15 protein-coding genes and 1 pseudogene are annotated in these 16,782 nt (G+C 64.1%); 15 read left to right on the top strand and 1 reads right to left on the bottom strand.

Features of this window, described 5'->3' with window-relative positions; translation table 11 throughout:
• Positions 1–206 precede the first annotated feature (206 nt).
• Positions 207–2,855 (bottom strand): AAA family ATPase, encoded by a 2,649-nt coding sequence (locus tag FHS81_RS17795; protein WP_124084162.1) that lies wholly within the window; start codon positions 2,853–2,855, stop codon positions 207–209.
• 530 nt (positions 2,856–3,385) lie between these two features.
• Here FHS81_RS17795 and FHS81_RS17800 point away from each other — a divergent pair.
• The 15 genes and pseudogenes from FHS81_RS17800 to FHS81_RS17870 form a co-directional block, all read left to right on the top strand.
• Positions 3,386–3,634, top strand: coding sequence for a JAB domain-containing protein (locus FHS81_RS17800; protein ID WP_428982466.1), 249 nt, complete (start codon positions 3,386–3,388; stop codon positions 3,632–3,634).
• Positions 3,635–3,823: 189 nt separating this feature from the next.
• On the top strand, positions 3,824–5,065 hold the full coding sequence (locus tag FHS81_RS17805) for a tyrosine-type recombinase/integrase (RefSeq protein ID WP_080921879.1): 1,242 nt from the start codon (positions 3,824–3,826) through the stop codon (positions 5,063–5,065).
• On the top strand, positions 5,065–6,423 hold the full coding sequence (locus FHS81_RS17810) for a PDDEXK nuclease domain-containing protein (protein WP_080921880.1): 1,359 nt from the start codon (positions 5,065–5,067) through the stop codon (positions 6,421–6,423). Before FHS81_RS17805 ends, FHS81_RS17810 begins: the two co-directional genes overlap by 1 nt.
• Complete coding sequence (locus tag FHS81_RS17815) at positions 6,424–6,687, top strand: hypothetical protein (RefSeq protein WP_080921881.1); 264 nt, start codon at positions 6,424–6,426, stop codon at positions 6,685–6,687.
• Between the two features lie 206 nt (positions 6,688–6,893).
• A complete protein-coding gene (locus FHS81_RS17820; protein ID WP_245421736.1) occupies positions 6,894–7,106 on the top strand; it encodes a hypothetical protein in 213 nt (70 codons plus the stop codon).
• A 168-nt stretch (positions 7,107–7,274) separates the two neighbouring features.
• On the top strand, positions 7,275–8,228 hold the full coding sequence (locus FHS81_RS17825) for an ArdC family protein (protein WP_080921883.1): 954 nt from the start codon (positions 7,275–7,277) through the stop codon (positions 8,226–8,228).
• Positions 8,228–9,175 (top strand): hypothetical protein, encoded by a 948-nt coding sequence (locus FHS81_RS17830; RefSeq protein ID WP_080921945.1) that lies wholly within the window; start codon positions 8,228–8,230, stop codon positions 9,173–9,175. The genes FHS81_RS17825 and FHS81_RS17830 overlap by 1 nt, the downstream gene beginning before the upstream one ends.
• Before the next feature lie 165 nt (positions 9,176–9,340).
• Complete coding sequence (locus tag FHS81_RS17835) at positions 9,341–11,515, top strand: ParB/RepB/Spo0J family partition protein (protein WP_080921884.1); 2,175 nt, start codon at positions 9,341–9,343, stop codon at positions 11,513–11,515.
• Between the two features lie 102 nt (positions 11,516–11,617).
• Positions 11,618–11,884, top strand: coding sequence for a DUF6117 family protein (locus FHS81_RS17840; protein ID WP_080921885.1), 267 nt, complete (start codon positions 11,618–11,620; stop codon positions 11,882–11,884).
• Positions 11,881–12,180: a hypothetical protein gene (locus FHS81_RS17845; protein ID WP_080921886.1), complete on the top strand. Its 300-nt coding sequence runs from the start codon at positions 11,881–11,883 to the stop codon at positions 12,178–12,180. Before FHS81_RS17840 ends, FHS81_RS17845 begins: the two co-directional genes overlap by 4 nt.
• A 91-nt stretch (positions 12,181–12,271) precedes the next feature.
• A complete protein-coding gene (locus FHS81_RS17850) occupies positions 12,272–12,694 on the top strand; it encodes an antirestriction protein (protein WP_080921887.1) in 423 nt (140 codons plus the stop codon).
• Between the two features lie 152 nt (positions 12,695–12,846).
• Positions 12,847–13,404 carry a hypothetical protein gene (locus FHS81_RS17855; RefSeq protein WP_080921888.1) on the top strand — a complete coding sequence of 186 codons (558 nt, stop codon included), beginning with the start codon at positions 12,847–12,849 and terminating at the stop codon, positions 13,402–13,404.
• A gap of 68 nt (positions 13,405–13,472) precedes the next feature.
• Positions 13,473–13,889, top strand: a complete 417-nt coding sequence (locus tag FHS81_RS17860) for a hypothetical protein (protein WP_080921889.1) — start codon at positions 13,473–13,475, stop codon at positions 13,887–13,889.
• The gene (locus FHS81_RS17865) at positions 13,882–14,526 is read left to right on the top strand and encodes an antitoxin of toxin-antitoxin stability system (protein ID WP_080921890.1); all 645 of its coding nucleotides are present in this window, start codon (positions 13,882–13,884) and stop codon (positions 14,524–14,526) included. The genes FHS81_RS17860 and FHS81_RS17865 overlap by 8 nt, the downstream gene beginning before the upstream one ends.
• Positions 14,527–14,684: 158 nt before the next feature.
• Positions 14,685–16,688 (top strand): annotated as a pseudogene (locus FHS81_RS17870) (strawberry notch-like NTP hydrolase domain-containing protein); the annotation flags it as partial.
• Positions 16,689–16,782 lie beyond the last annotated feature (94 nt).

A 16,782-nucleotide genomic window follows, 5' to 3' on the forward strand; every position in this document is an offset into this window, starting at 1 on the left:
TGCCGATGTCTCTTGACCTCGCGGCCTGACCGGAGCCAACGTTACATGCTCGGAGCGCGCTGCTCGCCAATTTCCACCACATTCGCGACACGACCTTCCGCCTCGCGCGGTCCTGACAAACCGATTACAGCAGGCAATACTGCCGCGTTGCTACTGGCTTGGCTCGTGATCGCTCGCCTGATTCTTGTGCGCTTGATCCAATTGGCTCAGGCTGGAGCGATCTGCACGCCAGCTCCTGCGGGAATCGGCGGCCCTGCTTTGCGCTTCTTGGAGGTTTCTTCCGAACGCTTGTGAACCTGTGCACGCCAGCTCTCCAGCGCGAGGATGTCTGTGAGCAGTTCATCTGGCTCAGGAATAGCAACACCGCCCATCATCGCTTTGTCATGGGCATAGTTGGAGCACTTGCTCATTCCCGCGTTGACCTGCGCGTAGTCATCGTCGTCCACACTCACGCCGACGAGCCGTTGTGTCTCCACACCTTTGCGGAAGCGGAGAATGACTTCTCGCAGGAGGACTTCTTCCACCGCACGTTCCCATGCCATGCGCAGGCGGAAGTACGCATCAACCGTCTGCCTTTGATGTTCTTGCTCGTTGCCTTCCTTGTGCAGTTTGGCGATTGCTTGCTGTTGTGCTTTCAGCGCCCCGATGCGCTTGCTCGCGTTCTTTCCTTCGAACGGCAATTCCGAGTCGGCTATGCCGAAGCCTTCAGCGCGCCGCGTCAGGCTCTGCGTGACCACTGCGGCCCCCACTTGCTTTGCTTCTTCGGCTAGCAGACAGAGGAAATAGATGTCGTGCGTGAAGATGATGACCTGCCGCTGCACCGCTTCAGCGGCCAGGCGCTTGGCCACGCGCTCGCGCCGACGATGATCTAGGGACGAGACTGGATCGTCGAAGACGATTCCGCCTTTCCCACCGCTCAATCCCACCTCGGCGAGGAACGAGCCGATCGCAATGGCACGCTGCTCGCCTTCGCTCAGAATCTCACCCGGACTACGAACCTGCGGCAGTTGCAGTTTCAGCTTGTGCAGCGCCTTCCCTCGGTCGGCACGGCTTTGCAGCGAAACGCTCAAGCCCCCTACGCCCAGTGCTTTGAATTCCCGGTTCAACGCATCGGCCAGTTCCTTGGAGACCACCTTTTCCGCGAGTTCCGATGCTTTGAGGGATATAGCGTTTGTCCTGACCGCAGTCAGGCAGTTCTTCAGTTTCCCCTGGTGCACCAACTTCGTCACTGCCGTAACCACGGCCTCCTTAACTTGACTGAGTTTTACGCGCGCATCCAACTCGCCTAGTTGCTTCTGCAACACAGCGCGAGCTTCTTCATTCGAGGCTCTATCCAGCGCCTCCGCCTCCGCATTCAATTTGTCAGCGAGTACCTGTAGTCGATCTGCTGGGCTGATCAGGGCCTGATCCAGTCCCGTCCAGTCATGCGAGACGACCGCTGCCTTGATTGCTTCGTGCCGCGCCGACAGCGCGGCCTCGAAAGTCTTGGTGTCGGCCACTAGCGGTGAGTCGATTTCCGCTACTTCCGCCTGCGTCGCCTCATCAAAATTCAACACCATGACGGAGGCCGCAAATGGGCGGTAGTCGGCGGCGAGCGCTTGGCGCCGCGCTTGCGCCGTTATTTCCGCTTCCGCTTGTATGAACGCCTCGAATCGCAGCAACCGTTCTGCGCCCGCAGCCAGAGGCTGCTGACACAACGGGCATGCGGCATCCGCCCCCAAGTCAGGGAACTGTTTATCTGGATGAGCTTCCAGCGCGAACTTCCGGGCGGCATCAAACAACTCCCGCCACGCCTCTCCGCCAGTTCCCGGCAGCAGATTTTCGCCTTCCTTGAAATTCTTCGCTGCAAGGGCGGCGGCGGCCTGTGCTGTACGGAAGCTATCAGCCAACGCCTTCAACTTGGCTATGGCTTCGGGGCCGACGACAAGTCCTTTATCGGCTGCATTCTTGGCGATCGCCGCAATACGGCGTGCGCGCAAACGCAAGAGGCCGACTTTCTCCTTCGGGTTGTTCTCTTTGAGGCTTTTCTCCAGCGTTTCCCGCTGCTCAAGCTCTTCCGGCTTCAAAGTGGCAAGTGCCTCAATCTGAGCCGTGGTCGTTTTCGCGGAGAGCCCCGTGATCAGCTTACCGACGGCTGTTTCTCCGTGCAGCGGGGCGAATACGGCGAGGTCCACAGCCGACTGCTTTTGTTCCTGCTCAACGGAGTTTTTAAGCTGTTGACAGACCTTGGCGAGCGTCTCGAATACTTCAAGACCATACGGCACGTAGGAGAAGTCATCCTCACTATCCAAATATGCCCGGGCGCAATGCGCGTCGAAGATAGCGAATGAAGAAAGCTCTGGTGGAGCCCCTTTCCCTTGGTGCCAAGTTACTTCCTTGACGGCACCGTCAATCGTGATATCGAAGGATGCTTGAGCATTACCTGCCTTGGCCCCAGGCAGATTGGCATTAGGATGAATGGGCTCGGACTGATCGCGAGCGCGGCAGGCACGCTTGAGAACGCGCGAATATCCTGACTTGCCGGACCCGTTGTCGCCATAAATGACAGTCATGCCCGCCGAACCCACCGCCAACTGCTGATTCTCGGCAATTGCGTTGACGTTAAGCAGATTCTTGATGGCCCGCAGCTCGATGTGCGTGGTCGCTTCAACCTTCGCTGGGATCTGGTCGGCGGTTAGTGGTTGAGGTTGACGATTCTTTGGGTCAGGGATTCCGTGGGCCAGCTTGAGCAAGGCATACAAATCCTCGTAGTCCTGCGGTGTCAGTGTTTGTTTCGCCAGCAAGCGAGAAATTGCATCGCTCTGCCATGCGGGAATTCCCTGGGTCCAAACCAATATCTCTTGCAATATAGCCATGACCGTCTCCCTGCCTCAGTATTTTCCTTGATATGACGTTAGTTTAACGACCTGTTGCATTTCATTGTGGAAATTCCGCAGTGCAATAGCGCCCCGGCGTACCGCCGTCGGGTTCGCGGACTGCGCCCCGCGCTTGGTGCCAAATCGCGGCCATCCGGCTTTGATCCCTGATGCCTTCGGCCCTTGCGGGCCTGCGTGCTGCGCACTTGCCAACGGCGGGTGTGTGGCTGAGTGGGGTGTAGGCGGTCTTGCTGTTCCCTTCACCGTATCACTGCGTTCTCGCCGTCAATGACTTCGCGTGCTCGCACGCTTGCGGCCTAGTGGCCGTCTTCGATCCCTGACGGCTTGCGCTGCGCAGTGTTGGCCACGGTTCCGGGCAATTCCGCCCGAGCAACCGGAGCACGATCATGTCGCAACTGTCCTTTTCCTCGCTCGATGACGCATTGCTGGTGCGTGACGCCCAGGGGCGCTACCTGCCGGTATCGGTGGATCAAATTCTCGAAGCGGCACGCTAGGCCATTGAGCTGAAGATGCAGCGTGGTGCGGAGTTCACTTCCCCGGCACTGGTCAAGGAGTACCTGCGCAACAAGCTGGCAGGCTTTGAGCAAGAGGTCTTTGCGGTGCTGTTTCTGGATACGCGCCATCGGCTGATCGAGTACCGGGAGATGTTCCACGGCACCACCGACAGTGCCTTGATGTATCCGCTTGAAGTGGTCAAGGAGGCGCTTCGGCTCAATGCGGCGGCGGTGATCCTGTCGCACAATCACCCCACTCACTGATTTTGATCCCGCTCGATCACGCTCAAGCACGTTGAAACACTAGGGAGTTAGTGATTTTTAGCCCTTGCGTAGTGGGGGTGGTTTTGGCAAATTGGGGGCTGTAAGAGGGGTAACAAACGGCCTTCCGCTCCCAGCAAGCGATCCCTGTTTCTCCCCGACCGATCCCAGTCCCGGAAAGGAGGAAACGCCATGGCCGCACTCACCGACACCACGATCCGACATGCGCTCAAGCGCGTCGAGATAAGCCAGAAGCAGGAAAACCTCGCCGATGGCGAAGGACGCGGCACCGGCCGTCTCGTCCTCGTTCTCAAGCCCATGCCGAAGCGCGTCACCGCCGACTGGATGGCGCAACAATGGCGCGACGGTAAGCGCACGAAGAAGAAGCTCGGCGCCTATCCCTCAATGTCGCTCGCCCAGGCCCGCGAAATCTTCAAGCGCGACTTTGCCGACGTCATCCAGAAAGGCCGGAGCATCAAGATCGCCACCGACACGCGCCCCGGCACGGTCGCCGATCTGTTCGAGGGCTATGTCGCCGCGCTCAAGGACGCCGGGAAGCCTTCTTGGAAGGAGACCGAAAAGGGTCTCAACAAGATCGCCGACACGCTTGGGCGCAATCGCCTCGCCCGCGAGATCGAGGCCGAGGAGATCATCGAGCTGATCCGCCCGATCTACGATCGCGGCGCGAAGTCGATGGCCGACCATGTGCGCTCCTATCTCCATGCCGCCTTCGCCTGGGGCATGAAGTCCGACAACGATTATCGGCAGCAGTCCTCCCGCCGCTTCCGCATCCCCTTCAATCCAGCGACAGGCATTCCGACCGAGCCCAAGGTCCAAGGCACGCGCTGGCTCGACGAGGATGAGTTCGTCCAGCTCTATCGTTGGCTCGAATGCCCCGATACGCCGGTCCATCCGTCCTACCCGCGCGCCGTGCAGATCATCATGCTGACCGGCCAGCGCGTCGAGGAGATCGCGCGCCTGCATGTCGATCAATGGGACGCCAAGGAGCGGATCATCGACTGGTCGAAGACCAAGAACGACCAGCCACACGCCGTTCCAGTGCCGTTGCTCGCCGCCGAATTGATCGAGTCGATCACGCCGAACGAATGGGGATGGTATTTCCCGTCGGCCAAAGACCCGTCAAAGCCGGTCAGCCACGGTACGCTCTATAGCTTCGTCTGGCGTCAGCGGGACCGCGGCGTGATCCCCTATGCGACGAACCGCGATCTCCGCCGCACCTTCAAGACGCTCGCCGGCAAGGCGGGCATATCGAAGGAAATCCGCGATCGCCTCCAGAACCACGCGCTGCAGGACGTCAGCTCCAAGCATTACGACCGCTGGCACTATATGGTCGAGAAGCGCGCGGGCATGGCGAAGTGGGACAAGTTCGTCCGCGCCATGCTGGCGAAGAAGCGCCTGAAGGCGGCCGCGTGATGACGCGACCGCCCAAATCCCCCGCCCCGCGTCGCGCCGGGACAGCCGCGCCGGCCGCCGACATCGACCCGCAAAGCTATGCAGCCTTCGTCGGCGACCTGAAGCAAAGGATCATCGAAGCCCGGCATCGCGCCAGCCTGTCGGTCAACCGCGAGATGATCCTGCTCTACTGGACCATCGGGCGGGATATTCTCACCCGGCAGGAGCGCGAGGGTTGGGGCGCCAAGGTCGTCGACCGGCTGGCCGGGGATCTCCGTCAGGCGTTCCCCGAAATGACCGGGCTTTCTTCCCGAAACCTCAAATATATGCGGGCCTTGGCCGATGCCTGGCCCGATCCCGAAATTGTGCAACGGGTCGTTGCACAATTGCCCTGGGGCCATAACGTCAGCCTGCTCGATACCGTGAAGGCGCCCGAAGAACGCGCCTGGTATGCCCGACAGGCCATCGAACATGGCTGGACGCGCCCCGTCCTCGTCCATCAGATCGAGAGCAATCTGTTCGTCCGCCAAGGCAGCGCGCTCACCAATTTCTCACGAACCTTGCCGGCCGCGCAATCCGAGCTTGCCCAACAGATTCTCAAAGACCCATACACCTTCGACTTCCTCTCGCTCGGCCCGGACATGCTGGAACGCGATCTGGAGCGCGGGCTGATCGAACATCTGCGCGCGATGATCCTCGAACTCGGCAAGGGCTTCGCCTTCGTCGGGAGCCAGTATCATCTCGAAGTCGGCGGTCAGGATTATTATCTCGACCTGCTTTTCTATCACCTCCGTCTGCGCTGCTTCGTGGTGATCGAGCTGAAGATCGAGGACTTCAAGCCCGAGTTCGCGGGCAAGATGAACTTCTACCTCTCGGCCGTTGACGACCAGCTCCGTCACCCGGACGACCAGCCGACCATCGGCATCATTCTCTGCAAGGGCCGCAACGAGGTGATCGTCGAATACACCTTGCGCGACACCAGCAAGCCGATGGGCGTCGCGCAATACCGGCTGTCGCCGGGCCTGCCGCCACAGCTTCAACGCGACCTGCCGACCGTCGAGGAGTTGGCGCGCGAATTTCCGCTCATGTCCGTCGTCAAGCTGCGCATCGAGATCGAGCGGACCTTGCGGGATTTCCTGATCGACAATGGCGGCACGCCGGAACGACCGGCCGGTATCGGCGAAATGGTGAGCGCCTTGCAGAAGCGCGAGATCGCACCCGCCAGTACGACACCGTTCCTCGCTTCGCTCCGCGTCATGCTGGAAGCCTCGCATGGTGTCGATGTGGACGGGACAAGCGCACAGCGCGCGATCGATGTCGGCACGACGTTCCTGGCGGAACTGAGGGAGCTGCGGGCGCGTGGCGGAAAGGACGGCTGAATGTTCCGCCGTCTGGCCGCCTGGATCGATAAGCGAAGACAGATTCGCCAACGCTGGCAGCAGGACGCGCGGGCGATGATCGCGACGCACGGCCATCACGCCTATTATGAAGCGCAGCGCCTCGCCGCACGCAGCCGCGCGCAGGGAAACAGGTCCGAGTTCTGGCATTGGGCCAAGGTCGCGTCAGAGGTCGCCCGCCTGTCCCCTGTCGTGGAAATGGACATGAACGTGGTGCAGGCCATCGCCGATGAGGAAATGCGATAGCTCCGGCATCCATGATGGTGGGGGAAAGCCTTCCCCCTGGCCGGCGCCAAGGTCACCGGCACACCCCCTTCTGCGGGGAGACCCCGCAACGCCCCCATGGCAGGCGATCGTCCCGCGCGATCGTCAAAGCATGAGATGCCCGAGAAGAAGAAGGCGACCGAATGCGATTCCTGTTTCCTCATAGTCACGCCTTTCGGAAGGGCCGCGTGACCGTCGACGATGACGGGCAAGCCGCGCCCGACTGCCTGGTCGAGTTCGGCGATGGCGTCACCGTCATCGCGGAGTGGCACGCCGAGGGCGATGCCATCCGTCTCGCCGTTCCCGACTATCGCACCGCGCGCGGGACGCTGGTCACGGCACAGACCTGGCGGCTCGCCAAGGGCAAGGACGGCAACTGGCGCTCGGAGCGCGTGGCCTGATTAGAAAGCCTGTCCCAACCGTATGCGCGACGTGTGGCTCATCAACGCGGACGCGGTGCTCGGGCAAAGCGCGGCGCCTGAAATCCTAGAGTGAGAGTGCGGACGGGTTTGCCGTGACGGGTCGAGGGCTGGGAGAGAGGCTTCCGGCGCCCGTCGCGGAGAACCGCGATGTCCAGACATGACCGCACCCCTCGCACCGGCGCCGACCGGGCGAACCTCTATGACGAAATCACCGGCAAAATCATCGCCGAGCTTGAAGCCGGACGTCTCCCCTGGGTCCAGCCATGGGGCACCGCGGCGGCGAAGGCCCCGCTCGGCCTGCCGAAGAACGCCAGCACCGGCCGTAGCTACAGTGGCATCAACATTCTGATCCTCTGGGGCGCCGTCGTTCAACATGGCTTCTCCGGCCAGGGCTGGCTCACCTTTCGTCAGGCCCTCTCGCTCGGCGGCAATGTCCGCAAGGGCGAGCGCGGCACCACCGTCGTCTATGCCGACCGCTTCACGCCGGAGGACGAGAAGCGCCGCGCCCATGAGGCCGGCGAGGAAGCCCACGCGATCCCGTTCCTGAAACGCTTCTCGGTGTTCAACACGGCGCAATGCGAGGGCCTGCCCGATGACATCGAGGCGGCCGTGCCCCCTCCGCCGCCCGGCCTCATCGAGCCGAAGGTCGAGGCGCTCATCAAAGCGACGGACATCGACTTCCGTATCAGCGGCAACAGGGCGTTCTACGTGCCGTCGCTCGACTATGTGCAAGTGCCTCCGCCGGCCGCCTATTTCGAGCCGATCAACTGGCACCGGACGGCGCTCCATGAACTCGGTCACGCCAGCGGCGCAGCGCACCGGCTGAACCGGAACCTCTCCGGCTCCTTCGGCACGAAGCTCTATTCGGTCGAGGAAATCACGGCCGAACTGATCTCCGCATTCTGCTGCGCCTCGCTCGGCATCGTCCCGACCGTGCGCCATGCGGACTATATCGGCTCCTGGCTGGAGGTGCTGCGCGAGGACAATCGCGCCATCGTCCGCGCCGCCTCGCAGGCCAGCAAGGCGGCGGACTGGCTCCTGTCCTTCCAGCCGGACGCCGAGAACCTGCCCGACGCCGACGACATGCGGAGGGCCGCATGATGCACGCGCTCGCTTTCCCCGGCTTCACGCCCGATCCCGGTCTCGCGGCCGACATCCAGTTGCGCGTCCTCAGTCTCGGCGCGGGCGTCCAGTCCACCACGCTCGCCCTGATGGCCGCGCATGGTGAAATCGGCCCCATGCCGGATTGTGCGATCTTCGCCGACACCGGCTGGGAGCCGAAGGCGGTTTATGAGCATCTGGCCTGGCTCCGATCGCCCAACGTCCTGCCGTTCCCTGTCCATATCGTCTCGGCCGGGGATTTGCGCGCAGACCTCATCTCCGCCTCGCGCGGTGAGCGATGGGCATCGATCCCGGCATTCACCCGCACGGTCACGCCCGCCGGCTCCGAACTGCCCGTCTATGACGAGGACGAGAACGGCGACCTTGTTCCCGTCGGCTCCCGCATTCTCAGGACCGAGCGCATCGGCGTCGGCATGATCCGCCGCCAATGCACCTCTTCCTACAAGATCGTGCCGATCCGCCGGAAGGTGCGCGAGCTACTCGGCATAGCCGGTCGGCGCTCGCCAGGATCGCCAGTCGCCGAGCAGTGGATCGGTATTTCTCTCGACGAGGCGCTTCGCATGAAGCCGTCCTTCGAGGACTGGCAGGTCAACCGCTGGCCGCTGATCGAGCGGGGTATGACCCGCAACGATTGCCTGCGCTGGCTCGCGCGGCACGACTATCCGCTGCCTCCCAAGAGCGCCTGCATCGGCTGCCCGTATCATTCGGATGCAGCGTGGCGCACCCTGCGCGACCAAGATCCCGAGGCGTGGGACGACGCCGTGTCGCTCGACGCCACGATCCGCACCGGCCTGCGCGGCATTCGTGGCGAAGTCTATCTTCACCGCTCCGCCGTGCCGCTGGGGGAAGCGGACCTGACGACGGCGGCCGATCACGGCCAGCTCGATCTCTGGCAGAACGAATGTGAGGGAATGTGCGGAATCTGATCGGCTGAAAGCCGGAAATACGGAAAGCCGGATGTGTGCGTCTGCGCCAATCCGGCGAGCATGGTGCGTGGCGCTGCCCTCCTAGAGTGAGAGGGCGGCGCTTCGCTTCGTGACGGATTGAGATCCGAGAGAGAGCCTCACGGAGTCCGTCATGGAGCAAAGACCATGGCCAAGGCCGCTTCCCGCAAGAAGAACCCCGTCGTCGCGATGATCGAGTTTTCCCGCTCGCGCGACATTCCGTTCAACCGCATCCGGCTGTCGGACAGCAATGTCCGCGAGATCGACGTCGAAAACGGTCTCGACGAGCTGACCCATGACATCGACCGGCGCGAAGACCTCGTGATGGGTCTCAATGTCCGTGCCATCCTCGACGATGCCGGCGTCGAGACCGGCGATTTCGAGACCCCGGCGGGCGGCCGGCGTTACCGCGCCATCGCCCGCCTTGTCGCGGCGGGCCGCTTCCCGGCCGATGGGCTGGTCCCCTGCTTGGTCAAGAAAGCCAACGCCAAGACCTCGGCCGTCGACGATTCCTACGCGGAGAACGTCGTCCGTCTCGCCCTGCATCCGCTCGACCAGTTCAAGGCGTTCAAGCGCATGGTCGACGGCGGCATGTCGAAGGAGGAAGTCGCCGACGCCTATCGCACCACGCCGCGCTACATTGGCCAGCGGCTCCGCCTCGCCCGCGTCGCGCAGTCCCTGCTGGACGCTTATGCGCGCAGCGAGATGACGCTGGCGATGCTGGAGGCGTTCACCGTCAACCCGGATCATGCCCGTCAGGAACAGGTCTGGGAGGCGATCCAGCGTTCGCACAATCGCCAGCCCTGGTACATTCGCGACCTCCTCACCGAAACGACCGTGCCGACTGACGACAAGCGCGCGCAGTTCGTCGGCGTCGAAGCCTATGAGCAGGCCGGCGGCGTGATGCTGCGCGACCTGTTCTCCGACGAGGACGAGGGCTGGCTGGAAAACCCCGCGCTGCTGGACCGGCTGGTCTCGGACAAGCTGAAGGTCATCGCCGATGAAGTCGCGGCGGAGGGCTGGAAGTGGATCGAGATCGATACCGATCTGCCTTACGGCCATGATCGCGGTCTTCGCGTCCTCAACGCCACCTTCCCCGATCTGAGCGAGGAGGATCGCGCCATTCGGGAGGCACTGCGCGAGGAATACGAGCGGCTCGAGGCGGAACACGCCGATTACGACGAGCTGCCCGATGACATCGACGCGCGCCTCGGCGAGATCGAGGCCGCGTTGAGCGTCTTCGAGAAGCGCCCGGCCATCTATGACGCTGCCGAGATCGCCCGCGCGGGCGTCTTCATCAGCATCGATCGCGCCGGCCAGCTTGTCGTCGCTCGCGGCTACGTCCGTCCCGAGGACGAGGCGCCCGTCACTGGCGATGGCGAGGACGCAGCCGGCGATGGCGAGACGGATGCCGAAAGCGGCGCGGTCGCGGCCCAGGCCAGCGTCCAGCGCGCCGTCATCACCATCGGCGGCGAGCCGGTCGATACGGAGGACGACGAGGATGACGCGATCAAGCCGCTCCCCGAACGGCTCGTGATCGAACTCACCGCCCATCGCACGCTCGCGCTCCACGACGCGCTCGCCAATAACCCGCATGTCGCGATGACCGCGCTCCTGCACCGCCTGGTCATGCAGCGTTATCACTACGCAGCGCCGACCGGCTGCATGGAGATCAGCGTGCGACAGCCGCATCTTGGCGTGCAGGGCAGCGATCTCAGCGACACGCCCTCGGCCAAGGCCATCGACGAACGCTTCGACGCCTGGAAGGCCGATGTTCCTTCCGACGAAGGCGCGGCCTGGGACTGGATCGCCGCGCTCGACGAGGCGAGCCGGATGGCGCTGCTGGCCCATTGCGTCAGCTACGGCGTCAACGCCCTCTACGAGCGGCCGAACCCCCACAGCGGTTCCGGCGTTTCGCAGTTCTGCCTTGATCGCCGCCTGTCCGGTGCAGACCGGATCGCCCGCGCCACCGGCTTCGACATGGTAGCGGATGGCGGCTGGAGGCCCACGGTCGACAACTATCTCGGCCGCGTCACCAAGCCCCGCATCCTCGAAGCCGTCCGCGAAGGTGCGGGCGAACGCGCCGCCCAACTCATCGCGCATCTGAAGAAGGGCGACATGGCGAAGGAAGCCGAACGCCTGCTGGCCGAAACCGGCTGGCTGCCCGAGCCGCTGCGCCTGGTCGAACTCGACGGTGACGCCGCGGACGATGGCGATGCCGGCGACGGCGAGGCCCTGCCGGACTTCCTGGCAGGCGATGGCGACGAGGACGAAGCCACCGAGGCCGAAGACGAGCACGTCGCTCTCGTCGCAGCCGAATGACTGAAACGGCGGGGAGCGGCCGAGGTCGCTTCCCGCCGCCTTTGTCGCATCCCCTTCAATCCGCCCGGCCTCGCGCCGGGCTTTTCATTTCAGGAGATCCTCATGGCTATCCCCGAACATGCCCGCACGAACTTCAACACCCTGTTGCGCGCGGCCGGCGACGGCAATCTTGCCCTCATGGAGTGCCTGGACGCCACTTCCGGCGAACTGCGCTACGTCCTCTGTGCGGTCGGCCGCGACGGAGGCGACATCATCATGACGCCGTTCGGGCACCTGGCGGACGGCAACCCCTATGACGCCTATCTGCCGCCCGATCCCGATAATCCGGCCGGCTTCCTCACGGCCGCACAATGCCAGGGCACGGCATGATGACCGTCGATGAGATATTCGCCGAGGACCGCCGCAATCCCCCCGCTGAACGCTCGCTTCCCTGGGAGGAAAACCGCGACGGCCTTGTCGTCGTCGTGGTGCCGAAACCGCATTGGGCTTCCGATATGGTCGCGTTCCGGCTGACCGATCGCGCCTGGTGCTACTATGCCGACTGGTGCGCGAACGGTCCCGGCGCGCGGTTCTTCGGCCATCCCGACACGCGCGGCGACGACGTGATGATGAGATCGCGGGCCATGATCGCCCGCGAACTCGCGGAGGGCCTCTGGGTGCCATGAGAGGCAGAGGGCCTTGGAGCCGGGACAGGTCCGGGCGGTGAAGAGAGAGCCGGTCGGACTTTTCCCGTTTCGCTCTCTGGAGACGCCTCCCATGTCCAATGATACGCTCGTGAAACCCTCCGCCACCCTCGTTCCCGAGGATCGGCGCGAGATGTTCCTGCCGACCCTGTTCGGCCTGCCGCTCCTGATCGTGGCCGAGAATGCGGTCTATTCCCTGATGGACCGCCTCAGCCCGCAGGACTATGGCGGCGGCTTCTGGAACTTCTATGAGATCGACGGGCAGCCGTTGTTCCTCGCACCAACCTCGAAGCCGCGTTTCCGCATCGAAAGCGAAATCACGGAATATCGCGGCGAGGTTTCGGCCGAGGCGGCAGGCATCATCGCCACGCTTTTCGCCTTCTCGCATCTGTCGTTCCGGTTCGAGTCCGACTTTCTCGCGCAAGGCTATGAGCGGCTTTACGGCTATCTCGACGGCCACCCCGAGGCGTCGGCGATATTCCAGGCCATCGATTGACCGGTCCATGCGCCCCATCATCCGGTGGGGCGCATTTTTCGTGCTGGCCACGGCCGTCATCCGAAGAGAGAGAGGCAGAGGCCGGTCGGCCTGTCCGTGACGGGTTACGAGGTGGAGGAGAGGCTTCCGCCGCCCGTCGCGGAGTTGATCCGATGACCATTGCCCGCCAATCCCGCGTCGCCCCGATCGGCGCCATTCTCGCCCGGCATGTCCTGCCGACCCTGCAACGCGCACAGAAACTCCCGTTGCGGATCTCCTGCATCGGCACCGCCTATTATGAGGGGATGGATGACGCCGATGGTTTCGACCAGATCGTCGCCATCGGCGAATGCCCGTCCCCCGAAGACGCCATGTCGCTCGCCAGCCGCCGCGTCGCGGCCGGCGACATCCGCGTCGGCACCGACGAGATGCTGCGCTTGCGCCCGCGCATCATCGTCATTCAGGACAGCGACCAGGGCCTTGTCATTGCAGGAATGATCCGGGCCGGGATCGTCCTCTGGCAGCAGCCCGTCGCATCCGACGCCGAGGCCCGCCGTGTCGTGACCGAGGCCAGCAAGCTGCGCGGCGCGGCCTTCACCGCGTCCGGTCGCGGCGAGCACGCCTCGGCCCGCGAACATCGCTACCGCGCCAGCCAGCTTGAAGCGCGGTTGGTCGATGCGCTCTGGCGCGAGACGGCGGCCGAGCTTCTGCGAATGCCGCTGGCCGCCTGACTTCCAACCACGCTTTTCCATCCATTCGACCCGGCCCTGCGCCGGGTTTTCCATTTCAGGAGCCTGACATGGCCAACTACCTTACGCATTTCTCGTGCCTGCTTAACGTCGGCACACCCGAAAACGCCGCTCGCGCGCTCGAACTCTACAACAAGCTCTCCGAGGAAGGAGCGTCCGAGGAGCCTCCCTCCGAGGGCTTTCTTCTCTCGATCGAACCCCAATATGGGGGGACCGAGCTTTGGATGCGCCATGACGAGACCGGCGATCCCGCGCGCATGATCCAGTTCGTCACGATCTGCGCGACCGAGTTCGGTCTGACAGGTCGTTGGGGCTTCCAATACGCCAACCTCTGCTCGCGGCCCCGCCTCGACGGCTTTGGCGGCGGCGCTCATGTCATCGACCTCGCCACCGGCGAGACGGTCGCCTGGATCTATACCGATGGCTGGCTCGACAAGGTGCTGCGCGGAGGCGATCCCGATGCCTGAGATCATCGAAACCACCGTCTATCAGCTCGGCGAGCTTTCCGACGCCGCCAAGGACATCGCGCGCGCCTGGTATCGTGAAGGCGGCTTCGACTACGAGTGGTATGATTCCGTCTTCGAGGATTTCCAGCGCATCGCGAAAATCCTCGGTATCTGCCTGAAAACCCGGTCCGTCCGCCTCATGGGCGGCGGCACCCGGCAGGAGCCGCAGATCGCGTTCACCGGCTTCTGGTCGCAGGGCAATGGCGCCAGCTATCAGGCGTTTTATGCCTTTCGCAAAAACGCCACCCGCGAAATTCGCGAGTACGCGCCGAAAGACACCCGCCTTCACGCCATCGCCGATGACCTGCTGGCGATCCAGCGCCGCAATTTCTATCAGCTCCGCGCCGATGTCAGTCATCGAGGCCGCTATTCCCATGAATATTGCATGGCGATCTCGGTCGAGCGGGACAGCCCCACGTATCAGGACATGACGGCCGATGCAGAAGACGCCGTGATCGAGGCGCTGCGTGATCTCGCCCGTTGGCTCTACCGGCAGCTCGAACGCGAATACGAATACCTCAGTTCGGACGAGGCCGTGGACGAGACGATCACCGCCAACCAATACACCTTCACCGAAACCGGACGCCGTTTCGGCTGACCTCGACAAGCGCCCCGCCACACGGCCGGGCGCTTGTTTCATGTCGGCTATCGCCACGGCTGTAGAGGCAGAGAGTGGCCGGGACGGGTTTGAGCCCGTCCGGTCCGAGAGAGAGCGCCGGCGGGCTTGCCCGTTTCCGCTCTCCCGAGGACTTCCCAATGAACACTTTGCTTCCCCTCGCCGATACGCTGCCGGCGACGCCGCTCGCTGCGCCCGGCGATTCTGCCGCCGCCGTCCGCGCGGCTGCCCTGCTCATCCTGCCGCATCTCGAACGCGGTGCGCGTGTCGATGCCGTTGCCCTGCGCGGCGCGATGGAGGCGGCCTTCGGCGGTTCCGACGCCACCGGCCTCTGGGACTGGAAAACCGCCTATGAGGCGTGCGAGGTCGCCACCGTCCTGTTCCTGCGCAAATACGGAAAGGCGCTTTTCCGCAAAGCCGGCTCGAAGGTCGCAGCACTCCCGCTGCTCGGCAAGATCGTCGGGCTTCTGCCGACCCATACCCGCCGCTCGCAGGAGAGCCAGGCGCTCCAACAATTCTCGACACCGATCCCGCTTGGCCTGGTCGCCACGACTGCCGCCGCGATCACGACCGCCGACCGCGTGCTGGAGCCATCGGCCGGGACCGGACTTCTGGCGATCCTCGCCGAGATCGCCGGCGGCTCGCTCGTGCTGAACGAACTGGCCGACACGCGCGCCGCGCTCCTTTCCTCTCTCTTTCCGGCCATTGCCGTCACCCGCTTCGACGCGGCCCAGATCGACGATCATCTCGACGCCGCCACCGTTCCGTCTGTCGTGCTCATGAACCCGCCGTTCTCGGCCATGGTCCATGTCGAGGGCCGCGTGGCCGACGCCGCGTTCCGCCATGTCGCCTCCGCGCTCGCGCGCCTGGCGCCCGGCGGCCGCCTCGTTGCGATCACCGGCTCGAACTTCGGCCCGGAGGCTCCGGCCTGGACCGACGCCTTCGCCCGTCTGCAGGAGCGCGGCCGCGTCGTCTTCTCCGCCGGGATCGACGGCAGCGTTTACGCCAAGCATGGCACGACCTTCGCCACGCGGCTCACCGTCATCGACAAGCTGCCCGCCGATGATCCCACGGTCTTCCCGGTCTCGCCGGGCACCGCGCCGGATGCCGCGACCCTTATGGACTGGATCGGCGCACATCTACCGCCGCGCCTGCCGGTCGATCCCTCCGTCATCGTTCCAGCCGCGGCACCCGCCGCCGCGCGCAGCGTGCGCGGCTATCTCAACCGTGCCGCCAGGATCGCGCCCGCCGCTGTCGCGACTGAGCCGGAAGGCGTCGCGCTCGCCTATGAGATCGTCGACACGCTGCCCGAAGCCGGAACCACCGACGATGGCCGTATCTCCGACGCCATCTATGAAGAGTACGGATTGCAGGCGATCCGTATTTCCGGTTCTCAGGCCCATCCGACCAAGCTGGTGCAGTCGGCGGCGATGGCGTCCGTCGCGCCGCCGAAGCCGAGCTATCGCCCGCATCTCCCCGCCAACATCCGCGATCTCCTGTCCGACGCCCAGCTCGAAACGCTGGTCTATGCGGGCGAAGCCCATTCGGACTATCTCGCCGGTTCGTGGACGGTGGACGAGACGTTCGATCTCGTCTCGGCCGCGCGCGACGATGCCGAGAAGGCCGTGCGCTTCCGGCGCGGCTTCTTCATCGGCGACGGCACCGGCGTCGGCAAGGGCCGCCAGTCCGCCGCGATCATCCTCGACAACTGGCTTCAGGGCCGGCGCAAGGCGGTCTGGATCTCCAAATCCGACAAGCTGCTGGAGGACGCCCAACGCGACTGGAGCGCGCTCGGCATGGAGCGCCTGCTTGTCACGCCACTGTCACGCTTCCCGCAAGGGCGGCCGATCACGCTGCCCGAAGGCGTCCTATTTACAACCTACGCCACGCTACGGGGCGACGACCGCGGCGAGCGGGTTTCCAGGGTCAAGCAGATCGTCGAATGGTTGGGCTCCGATTTCGATGGAGCCATCATTTTCGACGAGGCGCACGCGATGCAGAATGCCGCCGGAGGCAAGGGTGAACGCGGCGACGTCGCCGCCTCGCAGCAGGGCCGCGCCGGGCTTCGCCTCCAGCACGCGCTCCCGAACGCCCGCATCACCTATGTCTCGGCGACCGGCGCCACCTCCGTCCACAATCTCGCCTGTTGGTTTCCGCGCAGAACTGAGCCGGTTAGGCGCATAATTTCCATTGAGAATTGAGCCATGTGAACCTTCCCCCAACGCGAAGAGCGACGGG

Source organism: Pseudochelatococcus contaminans (genome assembly GCF_014195635.1).
In the GTDB taxonomy this organism is placed as follows: domain Bacteria; phylum Pseudomonadota; class Alphaproteobacteria; order Rhizobiales; family Beijerinckiaceae; genus Pseudochelatococcus; species Pseudochelatococcus contaminans.